The sequence below is a fragment of the Pseudomonas citri genome (assembly GCF_025336485.1).
Classification (GTDB): Bacteria; Pseudomonadota; Gammaproteobacteria; order Pseudomonadales; family Pseudomonadaceae; genus Aquipseudomonas; species Aquipseudomonas citri.
This window is the reverse complement of sequence record NZ_JAODAB010000003.1, coordinates 250,799-277,794: the sequence shown is the minus strand read 5'-3', so window position 1 is coordinate 277,794 and position 26,996 is coordinate 250,799. Positions and strand designations below refer to the sequence as shown.

Sequence of the window (26,996 nt, the reverse complement as noted above, 5' to 3'; positions counted from 1 at the left end):
TCGCCTCCGACATCCCGTCCCCTGTTGCGGAGCGCGCCATGCACAACAATAAAAATACCCGCCAACGTTTTTTGCCGGCGGTCATCGCCGGCCTTTCGACCCTTGGCCTGACGCCGTTGGCCCACGCCGAAATCATGCTGTACGACAAGGACCAGACGACCTTTTCCACCGACGGCTACATCAACGCCTTCTACGTCAACAGCGACGTCGACCGCGCGGGTGAGCAGTTCGACCGTCGGCAGGCGCGGGTGAAAATGGGCTTCTTGCCCAACTACCTGGGTTTCAACATGGGCAAGCAGGTCGATGACCTCAAGCTCGGCGGCCGGGCCTCGTTCTGGGTGACCATCAACGACAGCGAGACCAACGGCACCGATACCGCCATCGATGTGCGGCAGTTCTACGGCACCGTTGCCAATCCGGAGTGGGGCGAGGTGCTGATCGGCAAGGACTTCGGGCTGTTCGCCCGTTCCAATATCCTGCTCGACGAACTGCTGGCCGGTTATGGCCAGGTCAGTGACACCCTCGGGCTGGTGGACGGCGGTGGCGTCTCGTTCGGCAATATCGGCAGCGGCTATCCGTACCCGTTCCCGACTTCGCAGATCACCTATCGCACCCCGGTCATGGACGGGCTGCGGGTGGCGGTGGGGATCATGGATCCGGTGGACACCAACGACAACAGCGCCACCGGCAAGGCCTACCAGGAAAACCCGCGCACCGAGAGCGAGATCACCTATCAGTTCGACCTGGGCGGGGCGAAGATCTACAGCTGGCTCAACGGCAGCTACCAGACCTCGGAAAATACCGATTCCTCCGTCGAGTCGGTGACTTCCAAAGGCCTGGGGTATGGCGTGCAAGCCAAGATGGGCGGTTTCTCTCTCACTGGCTCCGGTTTCCAGGCCAAGGGCATCAATCCGTTCTTCACCAACAACGCCGGCGAGGCCACGCTGCGCAATGTCGACAGCAAGGGCTACCTGCTGCAAGGTTCCTACAAGTTGGGCAAGAACCGCCTGGCGCTGTCCTACGGCAAGACCGACGATGACGGCAACGGCGTGGTCGGCAGCGGTGCCGACTATGAAACCCGCGGCATCGCGCTGTTCCATGACGTCAACGACAACCTCAAGCTGGTGGCCGAGTACAACCAGTTCGAAATCAACGGCCACGACACCAGCGCCCAGAATGAAGACACCGATACCTTTGCGGTGGGGGCAGTCTTGACCTGGTAAGGAAGCATGTGGGAGCAAGCTTTGCTTCCACAGTCCAGTCGAGCGGGAGCAAGCTCCCTCGCCACAAGAGTATTCCAAGCAAAGTGCCGAGTTTTGTGGTGGCCCAGCCGTGCGCATCGCGGCCTGGGCCGCCACTGTTCTCCTCCCATGGAAGCGCCCACCCGCTACCCAAGTAGCATTCGTCGGTCCGGCGCCACTTCGTACACTCAAGGCTCCTATCACGCACCCGCCGGAGGCGAACATGCAGCAGGCCCAGAGCGAAGGTGTGGTGAACGCCATGTCCCAGGCCAGCGACGTCCAGCAAGTGGCCCAGGAGTTGGCGCGACAGTTGTTGCACCCGTACCTGGGCTTCGTGCTGTTTTTCTGTTCCGCTGAATACAACTTGCCGGCCCTCGGCCAGGCGCTGTCTCAGAGCTTCGGCGGGATCCGCCTGGTGGGTTGTACCAGTGCCGGGGAGATCACCCCCGAAGGCTATGGCCGTAACTGCGTGACGGCGGTGGGGTTCGACCACCGGCACTTTTCCATTGCCGCCGAGCTGATTGGCGAAATGGAGCACTTCAGTCTCATCGATGCCCAGCAAATGGTCGAGCGCCTGGCGAGCGGTTGCCGCAGCAATGCCCTGGCGCCGATCAAGGGCCACAGCTTTGCGTTGACCCTGCTTGATGGCTTGTCCAGCCGCGAGGAAATGGTGCTGGCGGCCCTGAGCGCCGCGCTGGGAGACATCCCGCATTTCGGTGGTTCGGCCGGTGACGACAACTACCTGACCCACACCCATGTGTACTTTGAAGGCCAGTTCCACAGCGGCGCTGCGGTGGTGCTGCTGATCAACACCTGGCTCGAGTTCGAAGTGTTCACCACCCATCACATCTTGCCGCGCGAGGAAAAACTGGTGGTGACCGGCGCCGACAGTGCTTCGCGACGGGTCTATGAACTCAACGCCGAACCCGCCGCCGAGGAATACGCCCGGCACATCGGCGTGCCGGTGAGCGCGCTCGACTACCGGGTTTTCGCCGCCCATCCGCTGGCGGTGCGCATCAACGACCAGTACTACGTGCGGGCCATCCAGCAGGTGCACCCGGACCTGAGCCTGAGTTTCTACTGCGCGGTGGAGAACGGCATCGTCCTCACGGCCATGACGCCCGGCCCCTTGCTGCACAACCTGCAAGCGCTGTTCGACGGCTTGCAGGCACGCCTCGGCGACTTGCTGCTGACCATCGGCTGCGACTGCTTCCTGCGGCGCCTGGAGCTGGAAGGCTGCGGGGGCCTGGAGCAGATCGGCCAGTTCCTGCGCGAGCAACGGGTGATGGGGTTCAACACCTATGGAGAACAGTTCAATGGCATGCACATCAACCAGACCTTCACCGGAGTTGCCATTGCCCGACATCGCGTCCCCGACCCTCGCTGAGTGGCAGGCGCAAGTCGCCAGCCTGGAACACGAAAACCGTAAGTTGCGGCGCATCAACGAGGCGCTGATCGAACGGGTGGAATCGGGCGTGACCCGGGGCAACGACCCGTACGCGGCGTTCCAGCACTCGGTGGTGCTGGCCGAACAAGTGCGCGAGCGCACCGATGCCTTGAACCAGGCCATGGCCGAGCTCAAGGCTGGCAATCATTTGTTGGGCGAAGCGCGGCTGCGGGCGGAAACGGCCCACCAGCACCTGATCGATGCCATCGAGAGCATTTCCGATGCCTTCGTGCTGTTCGACGCCCAGCAACGCATCGTGCTGTTCAACAGCCGCTTCAAGGCCTTCTGGGCCCACAGCCGGGTGCGCATCATTGCCGGCATGCGGCTTTCCCAGGTCAAGCACCTGATGACCGCCAACGGCTTGTTCAGCGAGGAAACCCGTGGGCAACCCGATGAACCGGTGCTGTATCGGCTGCAGAATGGCCGCTGGTTGCAAGTCAGCGAGCGACCGACCCAGGACGGCGGGCGGGTGATCCTGTTCACCGACATTACCGACGTCAAGCTCAGTGAAACCGTGCGCCGCGAGCAGGCCATCGCGCAAAAGTCGCACCTGCTGCAGCGGGCGGTGGACAACCTGTCCCAGGGCGTGGCGATGGTCAACGCCCAGGGCGTCCTGGAATTGTGGAACCGGCGGTTCCTGGAACTCAGCGGCCTGGCACCGGTGGCGGCCCATCGACCGTTCAACGAAGTGATCGCCGACAGCGAGCTGCAATTGCTGACCCCGGCCAGTCGTGACCGCAACGGTCGCTTGATCCACGAATGCGAGCAGCGCCTGTCGGATGGCCGGGTGCTGGAGATCCGCACTCATCCGCTGCCCACCGGTGGCTACGTCAACACCTTCACCGACATTACCGAGCGCTACCAGCATGCCGAGGCGTTGAGCGAGAGCGAACGCTGGATTCGCCTGATCACCGACCATGTACCAGCGCTGATCGCCTACCTCAACGCCGACCTGGTCTATGAGTTCACCAACAAGGTCTACGAGCAATGGTACTGCTGGCCCCGCGGCGTGATGCTCGGCCAGAGCCTGCGCGAAGCCCACAGCGAGCAGCATTACCAGCGCCTGGAAGCCTATGTGGCGCGGGCCTTGGCCGGGGAGAGCGTGACATTCGAGTTCGCCGAAACCAACATCAACAACCAGGAGCGCTACATGTTGCGTTCCTATGTGCCGAACCGGCTGGCCAATGGCGAGGTGGTGGGGATCTTTGTGCTGATCCGCGACATCACCGAGCGCCGCCGCACTGCCGAGGCGCTGCACCAGGCTTACCAGAACCTGGAGCAGCGGGTCCAGGAGCGCACCGCCGAATTGACCACTCTCAACGAGCAGTTGCTGCGCGAGATCGACGAGCGCAGCCGGGTGGAACTGCGCCTGCGCGAGGCCAAGCGCGAAGCCGAGCAGGCCAACCTGTCGAAGACCAAGTTCCTGGCGGCGGTCAGTCATGATTTGCTGCAACCGCTCAACGCGGCCCGACTGTTCACCAGTGCCTTGCTCGAGCGTCGCGAACCGGTCGCCAATGCGCAACTGGTGCGCAACGTCAGCAATTCGCTGCAGGACGTCGAGAACCTGCTGGGTACCCTGGTGGATATTTCCAAGCTCGATGCCGGGGTGATCAAGGCCGATGTTGCACCGTTCGCCCTCAGCGAGTTGCTCGGCAACCTGGCGACCGAATACGCCCAAGTGGCCCGCAGTGAAGGGCTGGCGCTGCACTTTGTCGGCTGTTCGGTGCTGGTGCGCAGCGACATGCAGCTGCTGGCGCGGATCCTGCGCAACCTGCTCACCAACGCGATTCGCTACACCCCCAGCGGGCGGGTGGTGCTGGGCTGTCGGCGGCACCGCCAGAGCGTGTCGGTGCAGGTCTGGGACAGCGGCATCGGTATTGCCGAGGATCGTCTCGAGGAAATCTTCCAGGAGTTCAAGCGAGGCGACGTGCAGCGCCCGAACCAGGACCGCGGGTTGGGCCTGGGGCTGGCGATCGTCGAGAAAATCGCCGGGATCCTCGGGCATCGCATCCAGGTGCGCTCCTGGCCGGGCAAGGGCTCGATGTTCGCCATCGAAGTCCCCCTCAGCGCCACCGCGCCAAAGCCGTTGCCGTGCCTGGACATGAGCGAACCGATGCTGGAGCGACTGCGCGGCGCGCGGGTCTGGGTGCTGGATAACGACGCGGCGATTTGTGCCGGCATGCGGACCTTGCTCGAAGGCTGGGGCTGTTGCGTGGTGACCGCGTTGTCAGAGCAGGACCTGGCGCGCCAGGTGGACAACTACCACGCCGAAGCGGACCTGCTGATTGCCGATTACCACCTCGATAACGAGCAGAATGGCGTGGACGCCGTGGCCCGGATCAACGCCCGTCGCGCCTCACCGATCCCGGCGATGATGATCACCGCCAACTACAGCAACGAACTCAAGCAGCAGATCCGCGAACGCGGCCACACCTTGATGCACAAACCGGTGCGGCCGATGAAGCTGAAGATTGCGATGAGTCATCTGCTGGGCCAGCCCTGCCATTGAACTGCACACTGTTGTGGCGAGGAAGTTGTGGGAGCAAAGCTTGCTCGCGATACAGGCAATGGGGTTCCGGAACTTCTGGCCTCATCGCGGGCAAGCCTTGCTCCCACAAAAACGCGCACAGATTGGGACTCAACGCCGCAAATAAGCCCCGAAATCGATATCCCCGGCACTGAGAATCGCCTGCACCCGGTTGTGCACGTTGAGTTTGCGCAGGATCGCCGAGACGTGGGCCTTGACCGTGGTTTCGGCGATGTCCAGCGTGTAGGCGATCTGCTTGTTCGATTCGCCCTTGGTCATGCGCTCGAGTACCAGCAATTGCTTGCGGGTCAGGGCCTGGAGCAGTTCGGGAGGGAAGGCCGGGGTCTCACTCATGCGCCGCCCCACCGGGTTCTTTTGCGTGCGGATGATGTCCGGCGGCAGGTACACGTTGCCATTGAGGATCTGTTCGATGGCCTCGGTCATCTGTGAACGCGGCGAGGATTTGGTGATGAACCCGACCGCACCGTAGGTGATCGCCTGCAATACCACCTGCTTGTCCTGCTCGGCGGAAACGATCACCACGGGGATCGTCGGTGCCTCGTTGCGCAGGTTGATCAGGCCATTGAGGCCATGCATGCCGGGCATGTTCAGGTCCAGCAGGATCAGGTCCAGGTCGTCGTGCTCACTGGTCAATGCCAAGGCACTGTCCAGGTCGGCAGTTTCCATGACCTCGCTGCCGGGAAAGCCGTCGCTGATGACGTTGTGGATGGCTTCGCGAAACAGTGGGTGATCGTCGGCTATCAAAATTTTATACATGGCCATTCACCTCGTTATTGTCGTGTGGAGCGGGGCAGTTGCACGCACTTCTTACCGCATCAGGGAAAGGGTTCGGGGCGGGCCGCTTGCAGGGGCAGGTTGGCTGCTTCCCAGGCGTCGAGGCCATCGCGATACCAATACAAATGCTTATAGCCCATGGCAGCGGCGCGTTTTACCGCGTTCCAGCTCAACCAGCAATCGGAGCGGCAGTAAAAGACCAGCGGTCGCTCCGTTTGCCCGGCGGTGGCCCGGCGCAAGTGGTCAGTGAAGTAGTTCTGCCAGGTCGAGTCCAGCTCACCGTCGCCGGTGTTGGCCAGCCACAGGCTGCCGGGGAGGTTGGCATGGGGTTCGTTGTCGATGAAGCGTCCCTGCAGCCAGGGGCGGCGGTAGACATCGATGAGGATCGGCGAAGGTGTTTGCTCGAGCAGGCGCTGCAAGGCCTCGGTGTCGAGGGTTTGCGCACCGTCCACCGTGGCGGGCGTCGGGCTGCGGTATTGGGTGATGCGATAGCCCTGCGCGGAGAACAGCGCAGTGTCGGCCTGCGCGACATTCAGCGCCAGGCCCAGCAGGACGATCGCCAGTAAACGGGGCATAGGATTTATCCTTTTTGTTATGCCCCCATTACATGTCAGGGTCGAAGCCTTGTGAATGCGACCATAGACAGGAAAACCGGTACTAAAGTAGTAATTTCCAAACTTTCGGATCTGTTCGAAACCCTGTGGGAGCAAGCTTTGCTCCCACAGGTATCCGCGCAATGAAGGGCTTAGCCACCGGCCTTGCGCAACGCCGCATGCTGCGGATTGAACGTCCACACCGCCAACAGCGCGAACACCACGGTCAACCCTGCACAGACCGCCAGCGCCAGCAGGTTGAGCTGTTCGTACAGCGCAAAACGCACCAGTTCCACGCCATGGGTGAACGGGCTCAGCGCGCAGAGCCAGTACAACCAGGGGCTGGCTTCCTGCATCTTCCACAGCGGGTACAGCGCCGAAGACAGGAAGAACAGCGGGAAGATCACGAAATTCATCACCCCGGCGAAGTTCTCCAGTTGCCGGATGGCATTGGACAACAGCAAGCCCAGGGCGCTGAGCATCAGCGCCACCAGCAGCAGCGCCGGCAAAGCCAGCAGCAGGCCCATGGTCGGCGGCTGGATGCCGTATAGCCAGGCGATGGCGAGAAAGGCATAGACCTGCAACAACGAGATCAGCGCGGTCGCCAACAGCTTGCTCGCCAGCAGGAACGGCCGGGGCAGGGGGCTGGTCAGCAACACTCGCATGCTGCCCATTTCGCGGTCGTAGACCATCGACAGTGAACCTTGCATGCCGTTGAACAACAGGATCATGCAGGCCAGCCCGGGGACGATGTACACCTCATAGGGAATGTAGGTGTCGTAGGGCGCGATGATGGCGATGCCCAGGGCGGCGCGAAAGCCGGCGGCGAACACCAGCAGCCACAGCAATGGTCGCACCAGGGCGCTGAGCAGCCGTGTGCGTTGCAGGACGAAGCGCAGCCACTCGCGCAGGACGATGCCCCTGAAACACTGCCAATACGCGTTCATGAAGGGGCTCCCGTAGCGGTCAGGCGGGTGAAGGCCGAGCCGAGGGTGCCGCCGTGTTCCAGGCTCACGGCATCGGCGCGGCCGCTGGCGACCAGGTGGCCCTGGTGGACGATCAACAGGTCGTCGCTGGGCTGCACTTCGTCCAGCAGGTGGGTGGTCCAGAGCACGCTGATGCCCTGTTCGCGGCACAGTTGGCGGATGTGCAGGCCCAGGGCGAGGCGGCTGGCGGGATCGAGGCCGACGCTGGGTTCGTCCAGCAGCAACAGGCGCGGCTCATGGAGCAGGGCCCGGGCGATTTCCACCCGACGTCGATGACCGCCGTTGAGGTCGCGCACCCGCTCGTGGCGGCGTTCGGTCAGATGCTGGCGGGCCAGTTCGGCGTCGATCCGCACGCCACCCTGACGCGGCGACAAGCCATGCAAGGCGAGGTGATACCGCAGGTTCTGTTCGACGCTCAGGTCCAGGTCCAGGGTGCTCTGTTGGAACACCACGCCCAACTGGCGCAAGGCCGGTCGTGGGGATTTGCGCAGGGAGTGCCCGCCGATGCGAATGTCGCCGCGTTGCAGGTCATACAGGCGTGTGAGCAGGGCGATCAGTGTGGACTTGCCGGCGCCGTTGGGCCCCAGCAGCGCGGCGAAACGCCCGGCCGTGACGCTGAAATCGAGCTGTTTGAGAGCGTCGCGAGAGCCATAGGCAAAGCTCAGGTCGCTGACCTCCAGCGCGTTCATGGCGTAACCACCACGCCCCAAGGGTAGCGCCCGACCTTCACCGACTTGAGCACCTTGCGGCTCTGTACGTCGATCACCGAGACGTCGCCGCTCACGCCATTGGTCGCCAGCAGTTGGCGCTGGTCCGGGGTGAACGCCAATTGCCAGACCCGCCGGCCTACCAGCAGATAGTCCAGCACTTCGAAGGTCTTGGCGTCGACCACCGCCACATGATTGGCCGGGCCCAGGGCGACGAACGCCAGCGTGCCGTCGGCACTGAGCTTGATGCCCACCGGTTGCACCTTGTCCGGGTGCACGCCTTTGATCTGGAAGGTCAGGGTCTTGAGCACCTGGCGCGTGGCGACGTCGAGAATGGTCACCGTTCCGCCGATTTCCGCCGAGGCCCAGAGCTGGGTGCCGTCGCGATTGAACTCGACGAAACGCGGTCGCTGGTCCACCAGGGTACTGTCGGCCAGGGTCTGGGTGCTGGTGTCGATCCAGTGCAGCATGTTGGTGGTTTCACTGGTGTTGACCGTCCACTTACCGTCCGGGCTGACCGCCATGCCTTCAGGTTCGACGCCTACGCCGACCTGGCCGAGGACTTCGGAGGTCTGGGTATCGATTACCGTGACCAGGGCATCGTCCTCGTTGGACACGTAGAGCCAGCGATCATTGGGGTGCAGGGCGAACTGCTCCGGGTCCTTGCCGGAGGGCAGTTCCTTGACGATCTTGCGGGTGGCGACGTCCATCACCTGGACCCGGTCCGAATCGCTGGCGCAGATGTACAGCAGGCGATTGTCATGGGACAGCAACAGGCCCCGTGGACGTTGGCCCACCGGCAGGGTGTCGATGACTTCCAGGCGCTGCATGTCGATCAGGCTCAGGCTGTTGTCCTTCTCGTTGGAGACCCAGGCGATGCTGGCGGCGGCCGGGCCGGCGACCAGCAGGCTCGTGCACAGGGCCAGGGCCTGGCCGAGCAGGGTGGGGTAGAGCGGCAAGCGGCGCATGGCGGTGTCCTTATTGTTGTTATCGATCAGGGGTAACGGCAGCTCACTTCGGGCTGGTCGTAGCCCAGGCTGTCCATTTCATTGGTTGGGTGCAGGAAACCGTCTTGTGGCGAGGTGCTCACCAGGGCGCGCGGTTGGACCAGCGGGATGGGTTGGCGCAGTTGGCCGTTCCAGGGGCGGTAGCTGAGCTTGCGGCCCTTGAAACCGTCCACGGGCAACTGGTCGCTCAGGGCCAATTGGCGAATGGCGAACGGATCATCCCGGCGTAATTTCCCGACGGCGCTGGCGATGCTGCGCACGGCGATCCAGGCCGCGAAATCGCGGTCGTTCATCCAGCGGCCGGACAAGGCTTCGAAGCGTTTTTGCAGCTGCGCCGCGCCGTAGGTTTCCACGGTTTTGTGCCAGCCGGTGGGGGTCAACCCCTGGGTGCCGGCCACCGGGCGCGGGTACCAGGTCTGGTAGGGCAGGTATTCGCCGAAGTCGCCGCGCTCGTCGGCCACCAGTACTACGTCGTATTCGGCGGTCTGGGTGAACAGCGGCATGTCGGCCTGGGCGCTGCGGCGCTGGTCGTTGTCGAACGTCCAGGCTTTTTCCGCGACGATTTTCACGCCGAAGCGTTTCATGGCCCGGCGCAAGGCTGCGGCGTAGGCCTGGTCTTCGGGCGTCTGGCCGACGATCAGCAAGGCCCGCTGCCATTTGCGCACGGCGCTGAACTGGATGAGGGCGTCGGCGAGCATCGCCCGGTCGGGCAGGCTGTGCAGCACGTTGCCCAGGCAGTCGGTGGTGCGCAGGCTGTCGTCGGGGCTGCCGGCATTGAACAGCAGGCTGTCGGGCAGGGCGGCACTGAGCTGGCGCAAGCTCTGCGCCGGGGCGTTGATCACGAACAGGCGTACGCCCTGGTCATGCTGGGCACGGGCCGCCTGGAGCAGTGCTTCAGGGTTGTCGACGCTGGCGCTTTGCAGGCGATAGTCATGCTTGAGAAAGCGCCCGGTGCTGTTGCTGTCGATGATCGCCAGCTCCGCACCGCGCAGGCCGGCATCGGTGGGCTCGGCGATGACATTGGACAGCAACGGGCCCGGGTCGGGGCGATAGCCCAGGTAGCCGATGCGCACTTGCAAACCGACCTCGTCGCCCGCCTGCACGGTGCTCGGCAGCCAACCGCAGGCGGCCAGCAGGGGAATCAAGGCGTAACTGACGAGCCGGCGCATATCACCTCCAATGCAGGTAGCTCCAGCATAGAAAGCCCGCGCTCATGGGGAAATATGCAGAAAGTACCACCGGGTCAGTACCAAGGTAGTAGCCCTGCCTGGGTTCCGGGGTTTTAGCATGCAGGCATCGTCGTTGATCAGGAGCGGACAGGCCATGCGGATTCTCAAAGCCCTGCTGTTACCGTTTCTGCTGATCCTGAGCCTGATCGGGGTGGATCGGTTGTCCGCCAGGAAAATCGGTTGCAGCGGCCTGAAGACTTGCGGCCATCCGGCGCTCCCACAAACTGGATGTATCCGGGGTGGCATGTGTGAGATTCCGGTGATGGGCCACTGATCATGTCGGCCCTCTGGCGAATCAACTGCTGGGTTTCGGCTTTTTTTGCCCTGGTCACCCTGGCCTGCGCCGTTCTGTTGTTGCACCAGGCCATGGCCGATGTGAAGCGCGAACTGCAATCGGCCGAATCGGTGGTGCATTACCTGCGCGAAATCGCCGAGCGCGACCCGGCCAGCCTCCAGCCGCGGCTGACCGGCAGCCTGCGGCATGTGCGGGTGCGCTGGCTGGCGGCGGGAGAAAGCCTTCCGGCGTCGGTCGAAGGCGGGTTCAAGGCCTGGCTCGGCCAGCGGCTGCTGGAAGACGGACCGGCTCCACAAAAGGTGGACCTGCCTGACGGTCGACGGGCATGGATTGCGGTCGATCCTCGGGACGAAATCCAGGAGATCCTCGATTCCCTCGTGCAATTGCTGGGTGTCTGCGCCATGGCGCTGTTGCTGAGCCTGCTGGTGATCCGCTGGGCGGTGCGCCGGGGCATGCGCTGGCTGGACCAGTTGCTGAGCGCGCTGTGCCAGGTCTCGGCGGGCAATCTGCAGGTCCGGCTGCCGGTCGAAGGCGTCCCGGAAGCGCAGCACCTGGCGGGGCATTTCAACCGCATGAGCGCAGCCCTGGCCGAGGCCCGGGCCGATAACACCCGGCTTACCCAAGCCTTGTTGGCCGTGCAGGAGCAGGAGCGCACCCGGTTGGCCCAGACCCTGCACGATGATCTGGGCCAATACGTCGCCGGCATTCGTGCCCGGGCGTGCCTGCTGCGACTGGTGATCGAGCAGCCGCCCGCACTGGAGCAGACCGTCAGCCAGCTCGAAGCGCATTGCGAGCATTTGCAGCAAGGCTTCCGGACACTGGTGCATGACTTGTACCCGGTGGTGCTGCAGCACTTGCCGTTGTGTGAAGCCATCGAGGTGTTGGCCGGTCAATGGCAGGCGACCCAGGGCATCGCCTGCCAACTGCTGATCGACGACGCGCTGCCGCCCTTGTCCGGTGCGGACAAGACCCATCTGTATCGCTTGCTACAGGAAGCCCTGACCAACGTGGCCCGGCATGCCGGCGCCAGCCAGGTGCGGATTCGCCTGCAACACCGCGCCGGTCGCCTGCGCTTGCTGGTGCGAGACAACGGCCGCGGCGCGCCGCAACTCTCGCGTGCGGGCGTTGGCCTGCATTCGATGTCCGAACGGGCCCGCAGCCTGGGGGGCGAACTGCGTGTCATCAACCAGCCCGGCGCCGGTTGGGCGTTGGCCTTGAACATTCCCATGGAGGCGTGATGAACATTGTGTTGGTGGACGACCATGCGGTGGTTCGACAGGGCTACGCCAGCCTGTTGCGGGCACTGATGCCGGACCTCTCGGTGCGGGAAGCAGCCACGGGTGAGGAGGCGCTGGGCCTGGTGCTGGAGCAGGTGCCCCACCTGGTGATCATGGACTTCGGCCTGCCCGGTATCAGTGGCCTGGAAACCACCCGCCGCTTGCGCCAACGCCTGCCGCAGTTGCGGGTTTTGTTTTTCAGCATGCACGATGAACTGCCCTTGGTGCGCCAGGCGCTGGAGGCCGGTGCCTCGGGTTACCTGACCAAGAATTCCGCGCCCCAGGTGCTGGTGGAAGCCGTGCGACGGGTGCTGGCGGGCCACGTCTACATCGAGCAGGGCCTGGCGACCCAACTGGCCTGCGCCAGCTCCCGACATGACGCCGACCCGCGCCTGCAATCGATGACCCAGCGCGAGCTGGAAATCTTCGTCATGCTCGCCAAGGGCACCCCGGCGCGGACCATCGCCGAACAGCTGTGCATCAGTGCCAAGACCGTGTCCAACCACCTCACGCTGCTCAAGAGCAAGCTGCAGGTCAGTTCCCATGCCGAACTGGTGCACCTGGGGATCGACATGGGGGTGGTGCGGGTGGCGGGATGAATGTTTGATTTGAAATGCAATCACTTGTGGCGCGGGAGCGCGACAGGCTCATTGATCCCAGGACACCGGACACCCCTTGCAGCCCTCCATATTGGCCCCCTGGAAATTCCCATAGTGCTGGCGTGAACCGTTCAGGTTGGCCTGTTCCAGGTTGCTTTCAGCGAGCTTGGCCTCTTGCAGGTTGGTGTCGCGCAGGTCGGCGCCCTTGAGGTCGGCCTTGTTCAGCCAGGCCATTTCCAGGTCGGCGGCCTGCAAGTTGGCCGCGTGCAAACGGGCGCCGGACAGGCGAGCGAATTCCAGGTAGGCGCCACTCAGGTCCGCCTGCTGGAACTGCGCACCCTGGCCGAACAGGCCCCAACCCTGGATCGCCTTGAGCGTGGCGCCGCTGAAATCCGCCAGGCGCAGGTTGCTCTGTTGCAGGCTCGCGCGGGTCAGGTTGGCGCCTTGTAGCCGGGCTTTCTCCAGGTTGGCCAGGTCCAGCCGCGCGTGCCGTAGATCGGCATCGCGCAGGTCGGCACCGCTGAGGTTCATTTTGCGCAAGTCCTGGTTCGCCAGCTTGGCGCCCCGCAAGTTGGCGCCGGGGCATTGGCTGGATTCGGCGATGAGGCATTCGTTGATCGTCAGGGGTGTTTCGGTGTCATCGGCACCGGCAAAGGTTCCGATGAGCAGAAGCAGCAGAGGCAGAAGTCTCATGGCAGTCAACTCGTTCGATCTGATTGGACAGAGAGGTCATGTGCGTCATTTCATCCCTGTGAAGGCAAAGCTTGCTCGCCGTATCGCAAGCAAGCTCGCTCTAGCAAGCCATTCGGCAATGGTTATTGGCGGGCCACTTTGTTATCCCAACTCGGAATCTTGAACGCCCAGAATGACCCGCCCTGGGCCACGGGCTTGGTCAGCTCGGCCATGTCGCCACCCCACAACGGCACGGCACCGCCGTAGCCGACGGTCACGCCGATGTACTGCTCGCCGTCCTGCTCCCAGGTGATGGGCGGGGAGACGATGCCGCTGCCGGTCTGGAATTTCCACAGCTCCTGGCCGGTCTTCGCGTCGAAGGCCTTGAAGAAACCATCGCCGGTGCCGGTGAACACCAGATTGCCCTTGGTCGCGAGCACGCCGGCCCACAGCGGCAGGGGTTCCTTGTGCTCCCAGACCACCTTGCCGGTGGTGGGGTTCATTGCCCGCAGGCTGCCGACGTGATCGTCGTACATGCGCTTGATGCGAAACCCCATGCCCAGGTAGGCCGAGCCTTTCTTGTAGTTAACTTCTTCGGTCCAGTACTCCTCTTTCCACTGGTTGCCCGGCACGTAGAACAGCCCGGTGTCCTGGCTGTAGGCCATTGGGTTCCAGTTCTTGCCACCGAGGAAGGGCGGCGAGACTTCCACCGGCTTGCCCTTGGTTTCGCCGGGCAACGGCTTGGCCGGGCGCTGGCCGGGATTCTCCACCGGGCGGCCGGTCTTGAGGTCGATGTGGCTGGCCCAGGTGATGTTGTCGACGAAGGGGAAGGCGTTCTGCAGCTTGCCGTTGTTGCGGTCCACCACGTAGAAGAAACCGTTGCGATCGGCGTGGGCCGTGGCCTTGATCAGCTTGCCGTCCTTGTCCTTGTAGTCGAACAGCACCAGCTCGTTGTTGCCGGAGAAGTCCCAGGCGTCGTTGGGTGTGTGCTGGTAGAACCATTTCACCTCGCCGGTGCTCGGGTCGACGCCGACCTGGCCGGATGTATAGAGGCTGTCGTAATCGTGGGGATTGCCATCCTTGGCCGTGCGCGCCCAGGTATTCCAAGGGCCGGGGTTGCCCGCGCCGACGATGATGGTATTGGTCTCGGCGTCGAAACTGGCGCTCTGCCAAGGGGCGCCGCCGCCGTGGCTCCAGGCTTCGACCTTGCCGGTCCCGGTGGTCTTGTCGTCAGGCCAGGAGGGTGCCTTGATGTCGCCGGTCGGGGTGCTGTCCTTGCCATTGAGCCGGCCCATGTGACCTTCGACGAACGGGCGCATCCAGACTTCCTCGCCGGTGTCCGGGTCGCGGGCGAACAGTTGGCCGACCACGCCGAACTCGTCGCCGGAGCTGCCGTGGATCAACAGCACCTTGCCGCTGACCTTGTCCTTGATCAGCACCGGGGCGCCGGTCATGGTGTAGCCGCCGGCGTGATCGCCGAATTTTTTGTTCCACACCACCTTGCCGGTGTTCTTGTCCAGGGCGATCACCCGCGCGTCCAGGGTGCCGAAGTAGATCTTGTCGCCATAAATGGCCGCGCCGCGGTTGACCACGTCGCAGCACGGGCGAATGTTGTCCGGCAGGCGATGGTTGTAGGTCCACAGGCGCTTGCCGGTCTTGGCGTCGAGGGCGAACACCCGCGAGTACGAGCCGGTGACATACACCACGCCGTCGCTGACGATGGCCTGGGACTCCTGGCCGCGTTGCTTCTCGTCGCCGAACGAATAGGACCAGGCCGGCGTCAGCTTGAACACGTTCTTGTCGTTGACCTGGGCCAGCGGGCTCCAGCGCTGGGCGTTGGTGCCCATGCCGTATTGCAGCACATCCTTGGTGGTCAGGTGGTCGTTGGCGATGTCTTCCCAGGTGACGGCCGCGCGGGCCACGGGGCTGAGCGACAAACCGCCGGCCAACGCCAAGGCGATGGCCAGGGAGGAGAGGGCGGGTAGGTTTCTTATTGTCATGGTGGGCATTCCCAGTGAGGTTTTTGGCCTGACTAGGGTCGGTCGCGCCAGGCCATACCGATACGGAAAAAGTCCCGCCCTTGTCGGGAAGACTTCCCGCCGCGCCTGTCTTTGCGACCTGCGTCGCAGGGCCTGCTACCAAGGAACTAGTGCCCGGCCACCAAAGCAGCATTCGGCTCGGGCCGGGGCCTTCCTAAGATGACGGCATGGCCTCTTTCAAAGAGGTCTTGCGTGTAATTTCGAGGGCATAACAATGACAACAAAACGCAACGTCATCATCGCCACTGCATTACTGATGGGGCTGGCTGGCGCAGGCTCCGCATGGGCCCATGGCAACGTGGTGCCCCAGGCAGTGGAAACCAAGGGGCTGACGCCGGTCAAGGATGCCAACCTGCCGTTGGACGCTGACGGATGGGCTTCACAGAACCCCTATCGCAACTCACCCGAGCGTGACAAAGCCTTGGAAATCGGTGCCTCGGCCTACAACCAGAACTGCGCGGCCTGCCATGGCCTGGAGGCCAAGTCCGGCGGGATCGCCCCGGACCTGCGCATGCTCGACGCCGCCGAAGCCGGCGATGAGTGGTTCGTCGAACGCGTGCGCCACGGCGCGGTGCGCGACGGTCGGGTCTACATGCCGAAAATGGCCGACTACCTGAGCCAGGAAGCCTTGTGGGCGGTGCGCACCTACCTCGACAGCGTGCACGTCGAGGAGTGACCGCCATGCGCCTGTTCGCATGGGTAATGTGCAGCGTGCTGCTGTGGGGCCAAACGGTGCAGGCGCAGGTGCGCAGCTACGACCAGATGATCGCCGCCGGCGAACTGAAAGTGGCGGTGTACAAGGACTTTGCTCCGTACAGTTTCGAGGACCACGGCCAACCCCGTGGTGTCGACGTCGAGCTGGCGCAGGCCCTGGCCAAGGCGCTGGGCGTACGCCTGCAACTGATCTGGGCACCGCCCGGCGAGAAGCTCGACGACGACCTGCGCGACTACATCTGGCGCAGCAGCCCGCTGCATGACCGACAGCTGGCCGACCTGATGATGCGCGTGCCCTACGACCATGACTACGTGCAAAGACGCAACGACGTCGGCGAACTGGAAAATGCCCAGGTGGTGATGTTCGGTCCCTACCAGCAGGAGTGCTGGCAGGTCGCCTATGACCGCCGCCGGCTGGATTCGGTGGGCAGCGTCGCGGTGTTCCAGCAACACCCCATTGGCGTGGAAGTCGACAGCGTGCCTTCGTTCTACCTGACGTCGGTGTTCAACGGCATGCTCAGCGCCAAGACCCATCATTACCCCGGTGTCAGCCAGGCCTTCAAGGCCATGCAGGTTGGTGAGGTCGATGCCGTGATGGCCATGCGCGGGGAAATCGACTGGCAGGTCCACGAGGCGGCTGATCCGCAACTGGCGCTGGCGGAAAACGCCTACCCGAACATGGGCAAGCAGCGCTGGGAAATCGGCATGGCGGTGCATGAGAGCAACCGGCAACTGGCCTATGCGGTGGAAGAAGCCCTGGAAGGCTTGATCCGTGACGGCAGCGTCCAGGGCGTCTATGCCCGCTACGGCCTGCGTTATGACGTGCCCGAGATGTATCAATAGGAGCGCAAGGATGAAGTGGCCGCTGTGGTGCCTGTTGTGCAGCTTGCCGATGATCGCGCTCGCGGCGGCCGAACCGGGAAAGGATCCGGCGCCGTCGGTGATGTGGGCCTTTTATCACAAGCAATTGTTGGGTGAGGCGCCGTTCGTGTTCGATGAACGGGTGCGGTTGCTGGCGCCACCCTTTGCCGAAGACGCGCGCCAGGTACCGCTGGAAATCGACGCCCGGGCCTTCGGCGGCGACGTGGTGCGGATACTGGCGTGGGCTGAACTGAACCCGTTGCCCAGGATCGTCGACTTCCAACCCGGGCCCCGGGTGTTGCCCTGGCTGTCGATCCGCATCCGCATCGAGCAAGCCACCCCGTTGCGCGCCGCCGTGCAGACCCGCGACGGCTTGTGGCATGTGGGCTCGACCCTGATCGATGCGGCCGGCGGCGGCTGCACGGCGCCCAGCGTGGTGCGTACCCAGCCCGGGTGGGAGGAACACCTGGGCGAAGTACTCGGGGCCCGCTACCCCCGGGGCGACAGCAGCCGCTTGCGTTTGCAGGTCGCTCACCCGATGGACAACGGCCTGGTGAGCGGCATCCCCGAGTTCTACCTCAACCAAGCCCAACTGCTGGGCGCCGACGGTGAGGTACTGGCGCGGCTGGAGCTGTTTCCGGCCGTCAGCGAAAACCCCAACCTGGGCTTCGACCTCCAGGGCCCGGGCCGTACCCGACTGGTGCTGCGTGACAACAGCGGCAACGCCTTCGAAGCGACAATCCCCTGACCACAAGGAGTGCGCCATGCGCTGGTTGTTGCTGATCCTCATGGGCTTGTACTGGCCGGCCTGGGCCGACACGGACTATGCGCTCAAGCCCCGGCAGATCGCCGACGGCACCTGGCTGCTGGAAGGCAGCACCGAGAATTTTGCCAAGGCCAACGGCGGCAACATCGTCAACACGGCGTTCATCGTTACCGACGCCGGTGTGGTGGTGATCGATACCGGGCCGTCCAGGCGCTACGGCGAGGCCCTGCGCCAGGTCATTGCGGCGACGACCGACAAGCCGGTCATCCAAGTGCTGCTGACCCATCATCATCCCGACCATGTGTTGGGTAACCAGGCCTTCAGCGATGTGCCCATCGGTGCCTTGGCGGGCACCGCGCAGTTGTTGCGCCAACAGGGCGATGCCCTGGCGGAAAACATGTACCGCCTGGTGGGCGACTGGATGCGCGGCACCGAGCTGGTGTTGCCCACCCAGGTGCTGACCGCCGGAACGCTGACGGTAGGCAATCACGTGTTGCGCCTGTTGCAACTGGCCGGGCACACCGGGGCTGACCTGGCGATCCTCGACGAGACCACCGGCGTGTTGTTCGCCGGCGACCTGGTGTTCTACGAACGGGCCCTGACCACCCCCAACAGCCCCGGGCTCGAGGTCTGGCTCAAGGACCTGGACACCTTGCAGGCCTTGCCCTGGAAACAGATCGTACCCGGCCACGGCCCGCTGGCGACCGACGCCGCGCCCTTCGTGCAGATGCGCGACTACCTGGGCTGGCTCGACCAACTGATGCGCGACGGCGCGGCCCGCGGCGACGACATGGCCGAGATGATCCGCAGCCCCATTCCCGAGCGTTTTGCCGGCATCAGCCTGAGCCGGTATGAGTTGATTCGCAGCGTCAGCCACCTTTATCCGCGCTACGAGCGGGCAGGGATGAGGCGGGTGGACAGCAAGCCTCAATAATCCTGTGGTGAGGGAGCTTGCTCCCTCGCCACAGGGGATCTGCTAGCTCCCCCGCCTGTGCTTCACATGTACCAAGGAACTAGAAAACTCAACACAGCGGGCAATTGTTGGCGATGGCGCCGAGCCCAAGAATCTGTGGCAGACCGGGAAAATTTCCCGGGTATAACAATAACCGCAGAGGTAGCCGTCATGACTCATCCCGCACGTCGCCAACCCTTCGCCGTAAGCCTGCTGCTCAGTGCCATGCTGCTGTCTGGTTCGGCCTTGGCCGCCGTGACCGATCAGGAAATTCTCCAGGATCCGAAAAACCCGCAACAGGTCGTGACCAATGGCCTGGGCGTCCAGGGCCAGCGCTACAGCCCGCTCGATACCCTCAACGTCAACAACGTCAAGGATCTGCGCCCGGTCTGGGCCTTCTCCTTCGGCGGTGAAAAACAGCGCGGCCAGCAGGCGCAGCCGATGATCAAGGACGGGGTGATGTACCTCACCGGTTCCTATTCGCGGGTGTTCGCCGTGGATGCGCGCACCGGCAAGAAGCTGTGGCAGTACGATGCGCGCCTGCCCGATGACATCCGTCCTTGCTGTGACGTGATCAACCGTGGCGTGGCGCTGTATGGCGACCTGGTGTTCTTCGGCACCCTCGACGCCAAGCTGGTGGCCCTGAACAAGGACACCGGCAAGGTGGTGTGGAGCAAGAAAGTCGCCGACCACAAGGAAGGCTATTCCATCAGCGCCGCACCGCTGGTGATCAACGGCAAGCTGATCACGGGCGTGGCCGGTGGCGAGTTCGGCGTCGTGGGGCAGATCAGTGCCTTCGACCCGAAGAACGGTGAGCTGCTGTGGACCCGTCCGACCGTGGAAGGGCACATGGGCTACGTCTACAAGGACGGCAAGGCCATCGAGAACGGCATCTCCGGCGGCGAAGCCGGCAAGACCTGGCCGGGCGACCTCTGGAAAACCGGTGGTGCCGCGCCTTGGCTGGGCGGCTACTACGACCCGGAAACCAACCTGTTGCTGTTCGGCACCGGCAACCCGGCGCCGTGGAACTCCCACCTGCGCCCTGGCGACAACCTCTATTCCTCCTCGCGCCTGGCCCTGAACCCGGACGACGGCAGCATCAAGTGGCACTTCCAGAGCACGCCGCACGATGGCTGGGACTATGACGGCGTCAACGAGCTGATCTCGTTCAACTACAAGGAAGGCGGCAAGGACATCAAGGCGGCCGCGACTGCCGACCGTAACGGTTTCTTCTACGTGCTCGATCGCACCAACGGCAAGTTCATCCGTGGCTTCCCGTTCGTCGACAAGATCACCTGGGCCAGCGGCCTGGACAAGGATGGACGACCGATCTACAACGAGGCCAGTCGTCCGGGCGCGCCGGGTAGCGAAGCCAAGGGCAGCTCGGTGTTCGTCGCACCGGCTTTCCTCGGCGCGAAGAACTGGATGCCCATGGCCTACAACCAGGACACCGGGTTGTTCTACGTGCCGTCCAACGAGTGGGGCATGGACATCTGGAACGAAGGCATCGCCTACAAGAAGGGCGCGGCGTTCCTCGGCGCCGGTTTCACCATCAAGCCGCTGAACGAGGACTACATTGGCGTGCTGCGGGCCATCGATCCCAAGACCGGCAAGGAAGTCTGGCGCCACAAGAACTTCGCGCCGCTGTGGGGTGGAGTCCTGACCACCAAGGGCAACCTGGTGTTCACCGGTACGCCTGAAGGCTTCCTGCAAGCATTCAACGCCAAGACCGGGGAAAAGGTCTGGGAATTCCAGACCGGCTCCGGCGTGCTGGGCTCGCCCATCACCTGGGAAATGGACGGCGAGCAATACGTCTCCGTGGTCTCGGGCTGGGGCGGGGCGGTGCCGCTGTGGGGCGGCGAAGTCGCCAAGCGCGTGAAGGACTTCAACCAGGGCGGGATGCTCTGGACCTTCAAGTTGCCGAAGGATCTGGTGGCCAAGCGTTGAGATGAAATAAAGCCGGGCGCTGCCCTTGTGATGAGGGAGAAAATCCCCCTGAGATTGCAGGACCAACCTGTGGGCGCAGCGCCCGTTCTGACTTTCCATGTTCCAAAGCCAAAACTTACGACCAAATAACGAGAGCCCCACTGCCAACGACGCATTCGTCCCGGCGGCGGGGCTCTCTACCATCGGCCTATCGCCTGTCCCGTGACAGGCATCGACCAGGCAGAGGCCCATCATGATCTACGCACAACCCGGAACCCCAGGCGCCGTCGTTACCTTCAAACCGCGCTACGGCAATTTCATCGGCGGCGAGTTCGTCGCGCCGGTCAACGGTGAGTACTTCACCAATACGTCGCCGGTCAACGGCCAGGTGATCGCTGAATTCCCGCGCTCCAGCGCTGCCGACATCGATAAGGCGCTGGACGCCGCCCATGCCGCCGCTGATGCGTGGGGCAAGACTTCCGTGCAGGACCGCTCCCTGGTGCTGCTGAAAATCGCCGACCGCATCGAACAGAACCTGGAAATCCTGGCCGTCAGCGAGACCTGGGACAACGGCAAGGCGGTGCGCGAAACCCTCAATGCCGACGTGCCGCTGTCGGCCGACCATTTCCGTTACTTCGCCGGTTGCATCCGCGCCCAAGAGGGCGGCGCCGCCGAAATCAATGAACTGACCACCGCCTACCATTTCCATGAGCCGCTGGGCGTGGTCGGGCAGATCATCCCGTGGAACTTCCCACTGCTGATGGCCGCCTGGAAACTCGCCCCGGCCCTGGCCGCCGGTAACTGCGTGGTGCTCAAGCCCGCGGAGCAGACGCCGCTGTCGATCATGGTCCTGGCCGAGCTGATCGGCGACCTGCTGCCACCTGGCGTGTTGAACATCGTCCATGGTTTCGGTCGCGAAGCCGGTGAGGCCCTGGCCACCAGCAAGCGCATCGCCAAGATCGCCTTCACCGGTTCCACCCCGGTGGGTTCGCATATCATGAAGTGCGCCGCCGAAAACATCATCCCGTCCACCGTGGAACTGGGTGGCAAGTCGCCAAACATCTTCTTCGAAGACATCATGCAGGCCGAGCCGGCGTTCATCGAGAAAGCCGCCGAAGGCCTGGTGCTGGCGTTCTTCAACCAGGGCGAAGTCTGCACCTGCCCATCCCGGGCGCTGATCCAGGAATCGATCTACGCGCCGTTCATGGCCGAGGTCATGAAGAAGATCGTCAAGATCAAGCGTGGCAACCCGCTGGACACCGAGACCATGGTCGGCGCCCAAGCCTCCGAACAGCAGTACGACAAAATTCTTTCCTACCTCACCATTGCCCAGGAAGAGGGCGCCGAACTGCTCACCGGCGGCGCGGCCGAGCGGCTCGAGGGTGATCTGTCGAGCGGTTACTACATCCAGCCGACCCTGCTCAAGGGCCACAACAAGATGCGCGTGTTCCAGGAGGAGATCTTCGGTCCGGTGGTGGGCGTGACCACCTTCAAGGACGAAGCCGAAGCCCTGGCCATCGCCAACGACACCGAGTTCGGCCTCGGCGCCGGCCTGTGGACCCGCGACATCAACCGCGCCTACCGCATGGGCCGGGCGATCAAGGCCGGTCGCGTGTGGACCAACTGCTACCACCTGTACCCGGCCCACGCCGCGTTCGGTGGCTACAAGAAGTCCGGTGTCGGCCGTGAAACCCACAAGATGATGCTCGATCACTACCAGCAGACCAAGAACCTGCTGGTGAGCTACGACGTCAATCCGTTGGGGTTCTTCTAACCCAGCAACACCGCGAAGCCTGATATACAAGTGGGCCTATGTGGGAGCAAAGCTTGCTCCCACAATTGACCTTCCAGGGGACTGAAATTGCTACCAACGCACCCCACCCACCGCTTCGAAAGTAGCATTCGAACCCCGGGTGCCCCGTGCATTAATGACCTTGCCGGAATCGCCCGGTACAAGAAGAGGAAAGACCCATGTGGACTAAACCCGCGTACACCGACCTGCGTATTGGCTTTGAAGTGACGATGTACTTCGCCAACCGATGAGCGCTGGCCCGGCCTGAAGCGTTCAGGCCGGGCTACCCATTGGTCTGATTGCAATCGCGGCGGGATGCTTTAGGCTCAGGCTATCCCCCTACAATAAAAACAGGCTTACCGATGAGCCATGCCCCTGAAAAGATGAGCCTCAGCCCGCTGCGCAAGTTCGTTTCCCCGGAAATCATGTTTGGCGCCGGTTGCCGGCACAACGTTGGCAATTACGCCAAGACGTTTGGCGCGCGCAAGGTGCTGATCGTCACCGATCCCGGCGTGATCGCCGCTGGATGGGTGGCCGATGTCGAAGCCAGCCTCCAGGCCCTGGGCATCGACTATTGCGTCTATAGCGCCGTCTCGCCCAACCCCCGTGTGGAAGAAGTGATGCTCGGTGCCGAGCTGTACCGGGAAAATCATTGCGACGTGATCGTCGCGGTCGGCGGCGGCAGCCCGATGGACTGCGGCAAGGGCATCGGCATCGTCGTCGCCCATGGACGCAACATCCTCGAATTCGAAGGCGTCGATACCCTGCATGTGCCCAGCCCTCCATTGATCCTGATTCCCACGACGGCAGGCACCTCGGCCGATGTGTCGCAGTTCGTGATCATCTCCAACCAGCAGGAACGCATGAAGTTCTCCATCGTCAGCAAGGCGGCGGTGCCGGACGTTTCGTTGATCGACCCGGAAACGACCCTGAGCATGGACCCGTTCCTGTCGGCCTGTACCGGCATCGACGCATTGGTGCATGCCATCGAGGCGTTCGTCTCCACTGGCCATGGCCCGTTGACCGATCCCCATGCGCTGGAGGCGATGCGCCTGATCAACAGCAACCTGGTGCAAATGATCGCCAACCCGGCGGATGTCGCGCTGCGGGAAAAGATCATGCTCGGCAGCATGCAGGCTGGCTTGGCGTTCTCCAACGCCATCCTCGGCGCGGTGCATGCGATGTCCCACAGCCTGGGCGGGTTCCTGGACCTGCCCCATGGATTGTGCAACGCGGTGCTGGTGGAGCATGTGGTGGCGTTCAACTACAGCTCCGCGCCGGAGCGTTTCAAGGTAATCGCCGAGACGCTGGGCATCGATTGCCGGGGGCTCAATCATCAACAGATCCGAATCCGGCTGGTGGAGCATCTGATTGCCCTCAAGCACACCATCGGTTTCCACGAGACCCTGGGGCTGCACGGCGTGAGCACGTCGGACATTCCGTTCCTGTCGCAGCATGCGATGCACGATCCGTGCATCCTCACCAATCCACGGGAGTCGAGCCAGCGGGATGTCGAGGTCGTCTATGGCGAAGCCCTCTGACGAGCAGCAAAAGGCCCTCGCCGGGCTGCTGGGGCTGGGCAATCATTCGACGCGCAAGAGCCATTATCCCGAACTGGCGGCGCGCCTCGATGAACTGGAGCAGGCCCGCCAGCGCCTGCAACAGCTCAACGACGAGCTGGAGCAGCGGGTGGCCGAGCGCACCGATGCGTTGCTGGTGGCCAACCATAACCTGCAACAGCAGATCGCCCAGCGCGAGTTGGTGGAGCGACAGTTGCGTGATGCCCGTGACGCCGCGCAGGCGGCCAACCGCAGCAAGGACAAATACCTCGCCGCGGCCAGCCATGACCTGCTGCAACCGCTCAACGCCGCACGCCTGCTGATCGCTACATTGCGTGAACGCCAACTGCCCGCTGCCGAACAGGTGCTGGTGGAGCGCACGCACCTGGCCCTGGAGGGTGCGGAAGACCTGCTCACTGACCTGCTGGACATTTCCCGACTCGACCAGGCCGCCGTCAGGCCCGATCCGGCAGCGTATCGCCTGGATGAATTGCTGGCGCCGCTGGTCTCGGAGTTCCAATCGGTGGCCGGTGCCGCAGGCCTGGAGTTGCGGGTGCGGTTTGTCGACGAAGCGATCATCACCGACTTGCGGCTGATCACCCGTATCCTGCGCAACCTGCTCAGCAATGCCTGCCGCTACACCGACCAGGGCGGCATTCTCCTGGCGGCGCGGCGCCGGGGAGGGTGCCTGAGCCTGGAGGTCTGGGACACGGGGCGTGGCATCGCAGCTGATTGCCTGGAGTCGATTTTCCTCGAGTTCAATCAGCTGGACGTCGGTCGCGCCGCCGATCGTAAAGGCGTGGGCCTGGGGTTGGCGATTGTCGAACGCATCGCCCACATCCTCGGCCATCGGGTCCGGGTGCGTTCCCGGCCTGGACGGGGCTCGGTGTTCAGCATCGAAGTGCCGCTGTCCAGCGAAAAACCGCTGCCCGTCTCGCAGGTTCCCGCCCAGGCGGTCGCCGGCAATCCGTTGCCGGGGCGCCGGTTGCTGGTGATCGACAATGAATTGAGCATCTTGCAAAGCATGGCTGCGCTGCTGGGGCAGTGGGGCTGCGAAGTGCTGACCGCCACCGACGAGGCCGCCGCCCTCGATGCGCTGCAAGGTCGCGCGCCGGAGCTGATCCTGGCGGATTTCCACCTGGACCATGGCGTGGTTGGCTGCGACGTGGTCAAGCACTTGCGCGAGCACTTCCACGAGGCGATCCCGGCGGTGCTCATCACCGCCGACCGCAGCGACCAGTGCCGCCGCGCCCTGCGCAAACTGGGCGCGCCATTGCTCAACAAACCGGTCAAGCCGGGCAAGCTGCGGGCGGTGTTGAGCCAGTTGCTCGGGTAACCGCTGCGGGGATTCGCGTTATCCAGGGGAAGTCGTGTGGCTGCTCGCATGGAATATTTTGTGTTATGTTATCCGCTGTCGTTTGGCAGGAATTCTCATTTCCAGCCTTGCACGGACCCACGACCTTTCCATCCGAGTATTGCCAATGAGCCTACCCGCAAGCGCGACGACCCCGGTCGGTGTCATCGCGCCCTCACTTGCCACCAGCACCACCAAAACCCGCGTGCGCCTGCTCGCCATCGATGCGCTACGGGGCTTCGTCATGTTGCTGATGCTGGTCGACCACGTTCGCGAAACGTTCCTGCTGCACCGTCAGGTCAGCGATCCTATCGATGCCTTGAACGTCAGCCCGGATCTGTACTTCACCCGGCTGCTCAGCACGCTGTGTGCCCCGGTCTTCATCTTCCTCACCGGGTTGTCGGCCTGGCTCTACAGCCAGAAACACACCGCCCGCGAGACATCGTTGTTCCTGCTCAAGCGCGGTCTGTTCCTGGTTTTCCTGGAACTCACCTTTGTCTGCTTCGCCTGGAACGCCGAGTTCCCGCCCAAGACCTTGTGGTTGCAGGTGATCTGGTGCATCGGCATCTGCATGATCGTCCTGGCTGCGCTGCTGCACTTCGAGCGGCGTTGGTTGATCGCCCTCGGGGTGCTCATCGTCGCCGGGCACAACCTGTTGGATGGCGTTGTGCTGGGGCCGGATTCTCCATTCTTCGTGCCGTGGTCGATCCTGCACCAGCGCGTGTTTATTGACATCACCGAGTTCACCCGCGCCCGCACCACCTATCCGGTACTGCCATGGATCGGTGTGATCCTGCTGGGTTGGGCGATCGGGCCGTGGTTCGGCAAGGACGTCGAGCCCGCCGTGCGCGTGCGGCGGCTCTTCACGGTGGGTGTCGGCTTGCTGGTGGCGTTCGTGTTCATTCGCTACCTGAACGTCTACGGTGAAAAGCCCTGGGTGCAGACCGGCGATGCGTTGCGCACGGTCATGAGCTTCCTGAGCGCGACGAAGTACCCGCCGTCGCTGATGTTCCTGATGCCGACCCTGGGCCTGGGGCTGATCCTGCTGGGGCTCTTCGAAAAAGCCCAGGACCGCGCGGGTATCGCGATGCTGGCGATCTATGGTGGGGCGCCGATGTTTTTCTACCTGTTGCACCTGTACGTGCTCAAGGCCCTGTACCTGATCGCGGTCGGCCTTTGGGGCACTAACCAGGGGACCTATTTTGGTTTCGACCAGTTGCCCATGGTGTGGTTGTGGAGCGTGTTGCTGGGTGTCGCGCTGTTTTTCCCGACCCGTTGGTTCGCCGGGCTCAAGCAACGTCGGCGGGACATCGCATTGCTCAAGTACTTTTGAACGGAGAACGCTGAGCCGAAGGGCGCTGATCGGCCGAAACCGGCCAGGCAGAGCCATTAAAATGCCGTCATTTGGTCGGCGTTTTCGCCCGGAATGTAAAAAGATGCTTCGGTCTGTTTATTTCCTTATGTAAACTCCTCCACCTGCGACAATCGGGCACGGCCGTGCCGGGCCCGATAACAACCGTTTCGCAGTGTCCCTCACTCAGCTGAAGCCAAGACCTACAAAAAGTCAGCGCCGGAGAGACATAAATCTGAGGCCGACAATTGCTCGGTCCTGTAGGTCCATCCTCCAGTCCTATTCAAACCAGTCGCGCTGGCGTTGC

24 protein-coding genes are annotated in these 26,996 nt (G+C 63.4%); 16 read left to right on the top strand and 8 right to left on the bottom strand.

Annotated elements, in window-relative coordinates:
* Positions 1-38 precede the first annotated feature (38 nt).
* The 3 genes from N4Q37_RS05300 (at position 39) to nahK (ending at position 5,197) form a co-directional block, all read left to right on the top strand.
* On the top strand, positions 39-1,223 hold the full coding sequence (locus tag N4Q37_RS05300) for a porin (protein WP_260955845.1): 1,185 nt from the start codon (positions 39-41) through the stop codon (positions 1,221-1,223).
* Positions 1,224-1,464: 241 nt separating this feature from the next.
* On the top strand, positions 1,465-2,628 hold the full coding sequence (nosP, locus tag N4Q37_RS05295) for a nitric oxide-sensing protein NosP (RefSeq protein ID WP_260955844.1): 1,164 nt from the start codon (positions 1,465-1,467) through the stop codon (positions 2,626-2,628).
* Entirely contained in the window at positions 2,558-5,197 is a 2,640-nt protein-coding gene (nahK, locus tag N4Q37_RS05290) for a hybrid sensor histidine kinase/response regulator NahK/ErcS' (protein ID WP_260955843.1), read from the top strand. The genes nosP and nahK overlap by 71 nt, the downstream gene beginning before the upstream one ends.
* Positions 5,198-5,326: 129 nt before the next feature.
* Here the strand turns inward: nahK and N4Q37_RS05285 are convergent, their stop codons facing one another.
* The 6 genes from N4Q37_RS05285 to N4Q37_RS05260 all read right to left on the bottom strand — a co-directional run bounded on the left by N4Q37_RS05285 (position 5,327) and on the right by N4Q37_RS05260 (position 10,472).
* Positions 5,327-5,992: a response regulator transcription factor gene (locus tag N4Q37_RS05285; protein WP_260955842.1), complete on the bottom strand. Its 666-nt coding sequence runs from the start codon at positions 5,990-5,992 to the stop codon at positions 5,327-5,329.
* Between the two features lie 59 nt (positions 5,993-6,051).
* Entirely contained in the window at positions 6,052-6,585 is a 534-nt protein-coding gene (locus tag N4Q37_RS05280) for a PQQ-dependent catabolism-associated CXXCW motif protein (protein ID WP_260955841.1), read from the bottom strand.
* Positions 6,586-6,755: 170 nt separating this feature from the next.
* Positions 6,756-7,550, bottom strand: a complete 795-nt coding sequence (locus tag N4Q37_RS05275) for an ABC transporter permease (protein ID WP_260955840.1) — start codon at positions 7,548-7,550, stop codon at positions 6,756-6,758.
* On the bottom strand, positions 7,547-8,278 hold the full coding sequence (locus N4Q37_RS05270) for an ABC transporter ATP-binding protein (RefSeq protein ID WP_260955839.1): 732 nt from the start codon (positions 8,276-8,278) through the stop codon (positions 7,547-7,549). Before N4Q37_RS05270 ends, N4Q37_RS05275 begins: the two co-directional genes overlap by 4 nt.
* On the bottom strand, positions 8,275-9,264 hold the full coding sequence (locus N4Q37_RS05265) for a YVTN family beta-propeller repeat protein (protein ID WP_260955838.1): 990 nt from the start codon (positions 9,262-9,264) through the stop codon (positions 8,275-8,277). The genes N4Q37_RS05270 and N4Q37_RS05265 overlap by 4 nt, the downstream gene beginning before the upstream one ends.
* Before the next feature lie 26 nt (positions 9,265-9,290).
* Complete coding sequence (locus N4Q37_RS05260) at positions 9,291-10,472, bottom strand: ABC transporter substrate-binding protein (protein WP_260955837.1); 1,182 nt, start codon at positions 10,470-10,472, stop codon at positions 9,291-9,293.
* Between the two features lie 154 nt (positions 10,473-10,626).
* On the opposite strand from N4Q37_RS05260, the gene N4Q37_RS05255 reads away from it, so the two are divergent.
* From N4Q37_RS05255 to N4Q37_RS05245, 3 genes are read left to right on the top strand one after another with little or no spacing between them, the layout of a single operon-like run.
* A complete protein-coding gene (locus N4Q37_RS05255) occupies positions 10,627-10,806 on the top strand; it encodes a hypothetical protein (RefSeq protein ID WP_260955836.1) in 180 nt (59 codons plus the stop codon).
* 2 nt (positions 10,807-10,808) lie between these two features.
* Positions 10,809-12,065, top strand: a complete 1,257-nt coding sequence (locus N4Q37_RS05250) for a HAMP domain-containing sensor histidine kinase (protein WP_260955835.1) — start codon at positions 10,809-10,811, stop codon at positions 12,063-12,065.
* Positions 12,065-12,703 (top strand): response regulator, encoded by a 639-nt coding sequence (locus N4Q37_RS05245; protein ID WP_260955834.1) that lies wholly within the window; start codon positions 12,065-12,067, stop codon positions 12,701-12,703. Before N4Q37_RS05250 ends, N4Q37_RS05245 begins: the two co-directional genes overlap by 1 nt.
* Before the next feature lie 48 nt (positions 12,704-12,751).
* Here the strand turns inward: N4Q37_RS05245 and N4Q37_RS05240 are convergent, their stop codons facing one another.
* Together N4Q37_RS05240 and exaA are read right to left on the bottom strand one after the other, a co-directional pair.
* Entirely contained in the window at positions 12,752-13,396 is a 645-nt protein-coding gene (locus N4Q37_RS05240; RefSeq protein WP_260955833.1) for a pentapeptide repeat-containing protein, read from the bottom strand.
* 122 nt (positions 13,397-13,518) lie between these two features.
* Complete coding sequence (gene exaA / locus N4Q37_RS05235; protein ID WP_260955832.1) at positions 13,519-15,375, bottom strand: quinoprotein ethanol dehydrogenase; 1,857 nt, start codon at positions 15,373-15,375, stop codon at positions 13,519-13,521.
* Between the two features lie 253 nt (positions 15,376-15,628).
* Here exaA and pedF point away from each other — a divergent pair, with 253 nt between their 5' ends.
* The 10 genes from pedF to N4Q37_RS05185 all read left to right on the top strand — a co-directional run bounded on the left by pedF (position 15,629) and on the right by N4Q37_RS05185 (position 26,671).
* Entirely contained in the window at positions 15,629-16,090 is a 462-nt protein-coding gene (gene pedF, locus N4Q37_RS05230) for a cytochrome c-550 PedF (protein ID WP_260955831.1), read from the top strand.
* A gap of 5 nt (positions 16,091-16,095) precedes the next feature.
* Complete coding sequence (locus N4Q37_RS05225) at positions 16,096-16,971, top strand: substrate-binding periplasmic protein (protein ID WP_260955830.1); 876 nt, start codon at positions 16,096-16,098, stop codon at positions 16,969-16,971.
* A gap of 10 nt (positions 16,972-16,981) precedes the next feature.
* Entirely contained in the window at positions 16,982-17,737 is a 756-nt protein-coding gene (locus tag N4Q37_RS05220; protein ID WP_260955829.1) for a quinoprotein dehydrogenase-associated SoxYZ-like carrier, read from the top strand.
* Positions 17,738-17,753: 16 nt separating this feature from the next.
* On the top strand, positions 17,754-18,689 hold the full coding sequence (locus N4Q37_RS05215) for a quinoprotein relay system zinc metallohydrolase 1 (protein WP_260955828.1): 936 nt from the start codon (positions 17,754-17,756) through the stop codon (positions 18,687-18,689).
* Positions 18,690-18,878: 189 nt separating this feature from the next.
* Entirely contained in the window at positions 18,879-20,654 is a 1,776-nt protein-coding gene (locus tag N4Q37_RS05210) for a PQQ-dependent methanol/ethanol family dehydrogenase (protein WP_260955827.1), read from the top strand.
* 232 nt (positions 20,655-20,886) lie between these two features.
* Positions 20,887-22,407 carry an acetaldehyde dehydrogenase ExaC gene (gene exaC / locus N4Q37_RS05205; protein WP_260955826.1) on the top strand — a complete coding sequence of 507 codons (1,521 nt, stop codon included), beginning with the start codon at positions 20,887-20,889 and terminating at the stop codon, positions 22,405-22,407.
* Between the two features lie 197 nt (positions 22,408-22,604).
* Positions 22,605-22,676, top strand: a complete 72-nt coding sequence (gene pqqA / locus N4Q37_RS05200; protein ID WP_003243383.1) for a pyrroloquinoline quinone precursor peptide PqqA — start codon at positions 22,605-22,607, stop codon at positions 22,674-22,676.
* A 132-nt stretch (positions 22,677-22,808) separates the two neighbouring features.
* Positions 22,809-23,966, top strand: a complete 1,158-nt coding sequence (gene ercA / locus N4Q37_RS05195) for an alcohol dehydrogenase-like regulatory protein ErcA (RefSeq protein ID WP_260955918.1) — start codon at positions 22,809-22,811, stop codon at positions 23,964-23,966.
* Positions 23,950-25,320, top strand: coding sequence for an ATP-binding response regulator (locus N4Q37_RS05190; protein ID WP_260955825.1), 1,371 nt, complete (start codon positions 23,950-23,952; stop codon positions 25,318-25,320). Before ercA ends, N4Q37_RS05190 begins: the two co-directional genes overlap by 17 nt.
* A gap of 145 nt (positions 25,321-25,465) precedes the next feature.
* Positions 25,466-26,671 carry a DUF1624 domain-containing protein gene (locus N4Q37_RS05185; protein ID WP_260955824.1) on the top strand — a complete coding sequence of 402 codons (1,206 nt, stop codon included), beginning with the start codon at positions 25,466-25,468 and terminating at the stop codon, positions 26,669-26,671.
* Positions 26,672-26,996: the final 325 nt, after the last annotated feature.

Coding starts and splice junctions, on each gene's coding strand:
- N4Q37_RS05300 (WP_260955845.1), top strand. CDS start 39: ATGCACAACAATAAAAATACCCGCCAACGTTTTTTGCCGGCGGTCATC.
- nosP (WP_260955844.1), top strand. CDS start 1,465: ATGCAGCAGGCCCAGAGCGAAGGTGTGGTGAACGCCATGTCCCAGGCC.
- nahK (WP_260955843.1), top strand. CDS start 2,558: ATGGCATGCACATCAACCAGACCTTCACCGGAGTTGCCATTGCCCGAC.
- N4Q37_RS05285 (WP_260955842.1), bottom strand. CDS start 5,992: ATGTATAAAATTTTGATAGCCGACGATCACCCACTGTTTCGCGAAGCC.
- N4Q37_RS05280 (WP_260955841.1), bottom strand. CDS start 6,585: ATGCCCCGTTTACTGGCGATCGTCCTGCTGGGCCTGGCGCTGAATGTC.
- N4Q37_RS05275 (WP_260955840.1), bottom strand. CDS start 7,550: ATGAACGCGTATTGGCAGTGTTTCAGGGGCATCGTCCTGCGCGAGTGG.
- N4Q37_RS05270 (WP_260955839.1), bottom strand. CDS start 8,278: ATGAACGCGCTGGAGGTCAGCGACCTGAGCTTTGCCTATGGCTCTCGC.
- N4Q37_RS05265 (WP_260955838.1), bottom strand. CDS start 9,264: ATGCGCCGCTTGCCGCTCTACCCCACCCTGCTCGGCCAGGCCCTGGCC.
- N4Q37_RS05260 (WP_260955837.1), bottom strand. CDS start 10,472: ATGCGCCGGCTCGTCAGTTACGCCTTGATTCCCCTGCTGGCCGCCTGC.
- N4Q37_RS05255 (WP_260955836.1), top strand. CDS start 10,627: ATGCGGATTCTCAAAGCCCTGCTGTTACCGTTTCTGCTGATCCTGAGC.
- N4Q37_RS05250 (WP_260955835.1), top strand. CDS start 10,809: ATGTCGGCCCTCTGGCGAATCAACTGCTGGGTTTCGGCTTTTTTTGCC.
- N4Q37_RS05245 (WP_260955834.1), top strand. CDS start 12,065: ATGAACATTGTGTTGGTGGACGACCATGCGGTGGTTCGACAGGGCTAC.
- N4Q37_RS05240 (WP_260955833.1), bottom strand. CDS start 13,396: ATGAGACTTCTGCCTCTGCTGCTTCTGCTCATCGGAACCTTTGCCGGT.
- exaA (WP_260955832.1), bottom strand. CDS start 15,375: ATGACAATAAGAAACCTACCCGCCCTCTCCTCCCTGGCCATCGCCTTG.
- pedF (WP_260955831.1), top strand. CDS start 15,629: ATGACAACAAAACGCAACGTCATCATCGCCACTGCATTACTGATGGGG.
- N4Q37_RS05225 (WP_260955830.1), top strand. CDS start 16,096: ATGCGCCTGTTCGCATGGGTAATGTGCAGCGTGCTGCTGTGGGGCCAA.
- N4Q37_RS05220 (WP_260955829.1), top strand. CDS start 16,982: ATGAAGTGGCCGCTGTGGTGCCTGTTGTGCAGCTTGCCGATGATCGCG.
- N4Q37_RS05215 (WP_260955828.1), top strand. CDS start 17,754: ATGCGCTGGTTGTTGCTGATCCTCATGGGCTTGTACTGGCCGGCCTGG.
- N4Q37_RS05210 (WP_260955827.1), top strand. CDS start 18,879: ATGACTCATCCCGCACGTCGCCAACCCTTCGCCGTAAGCCTGCTGCTC.
- exaC (WP_260955826.1), top strand. CDS start 20,887: ATGATCTACGCACAACCCGGAACCCCAGGCGCCGTCGTTACCTTCAAA.
- ercA (WP_260955918.1), top strand. CDS start 22,809: ATGAGCCTCAGCCCGCTGCGCAAGTTCGTTTCCCCGGAAATCATGTTT.
- N4Q37_RS05190 (WP_260955825.1), top strand. CDS start 23,950: ATGGCGAAGCCCTCTGACGAGCAGCAAAAGGCCCTCGCCGGGCTGCTG.
- N4Q37_RS05185 (WP_260955824.1), top strand. CDS start 25,466: ATGAGCCTACCCGCAAGCGCGACGACCCCGGTCGGTGTCATCGCGCCC.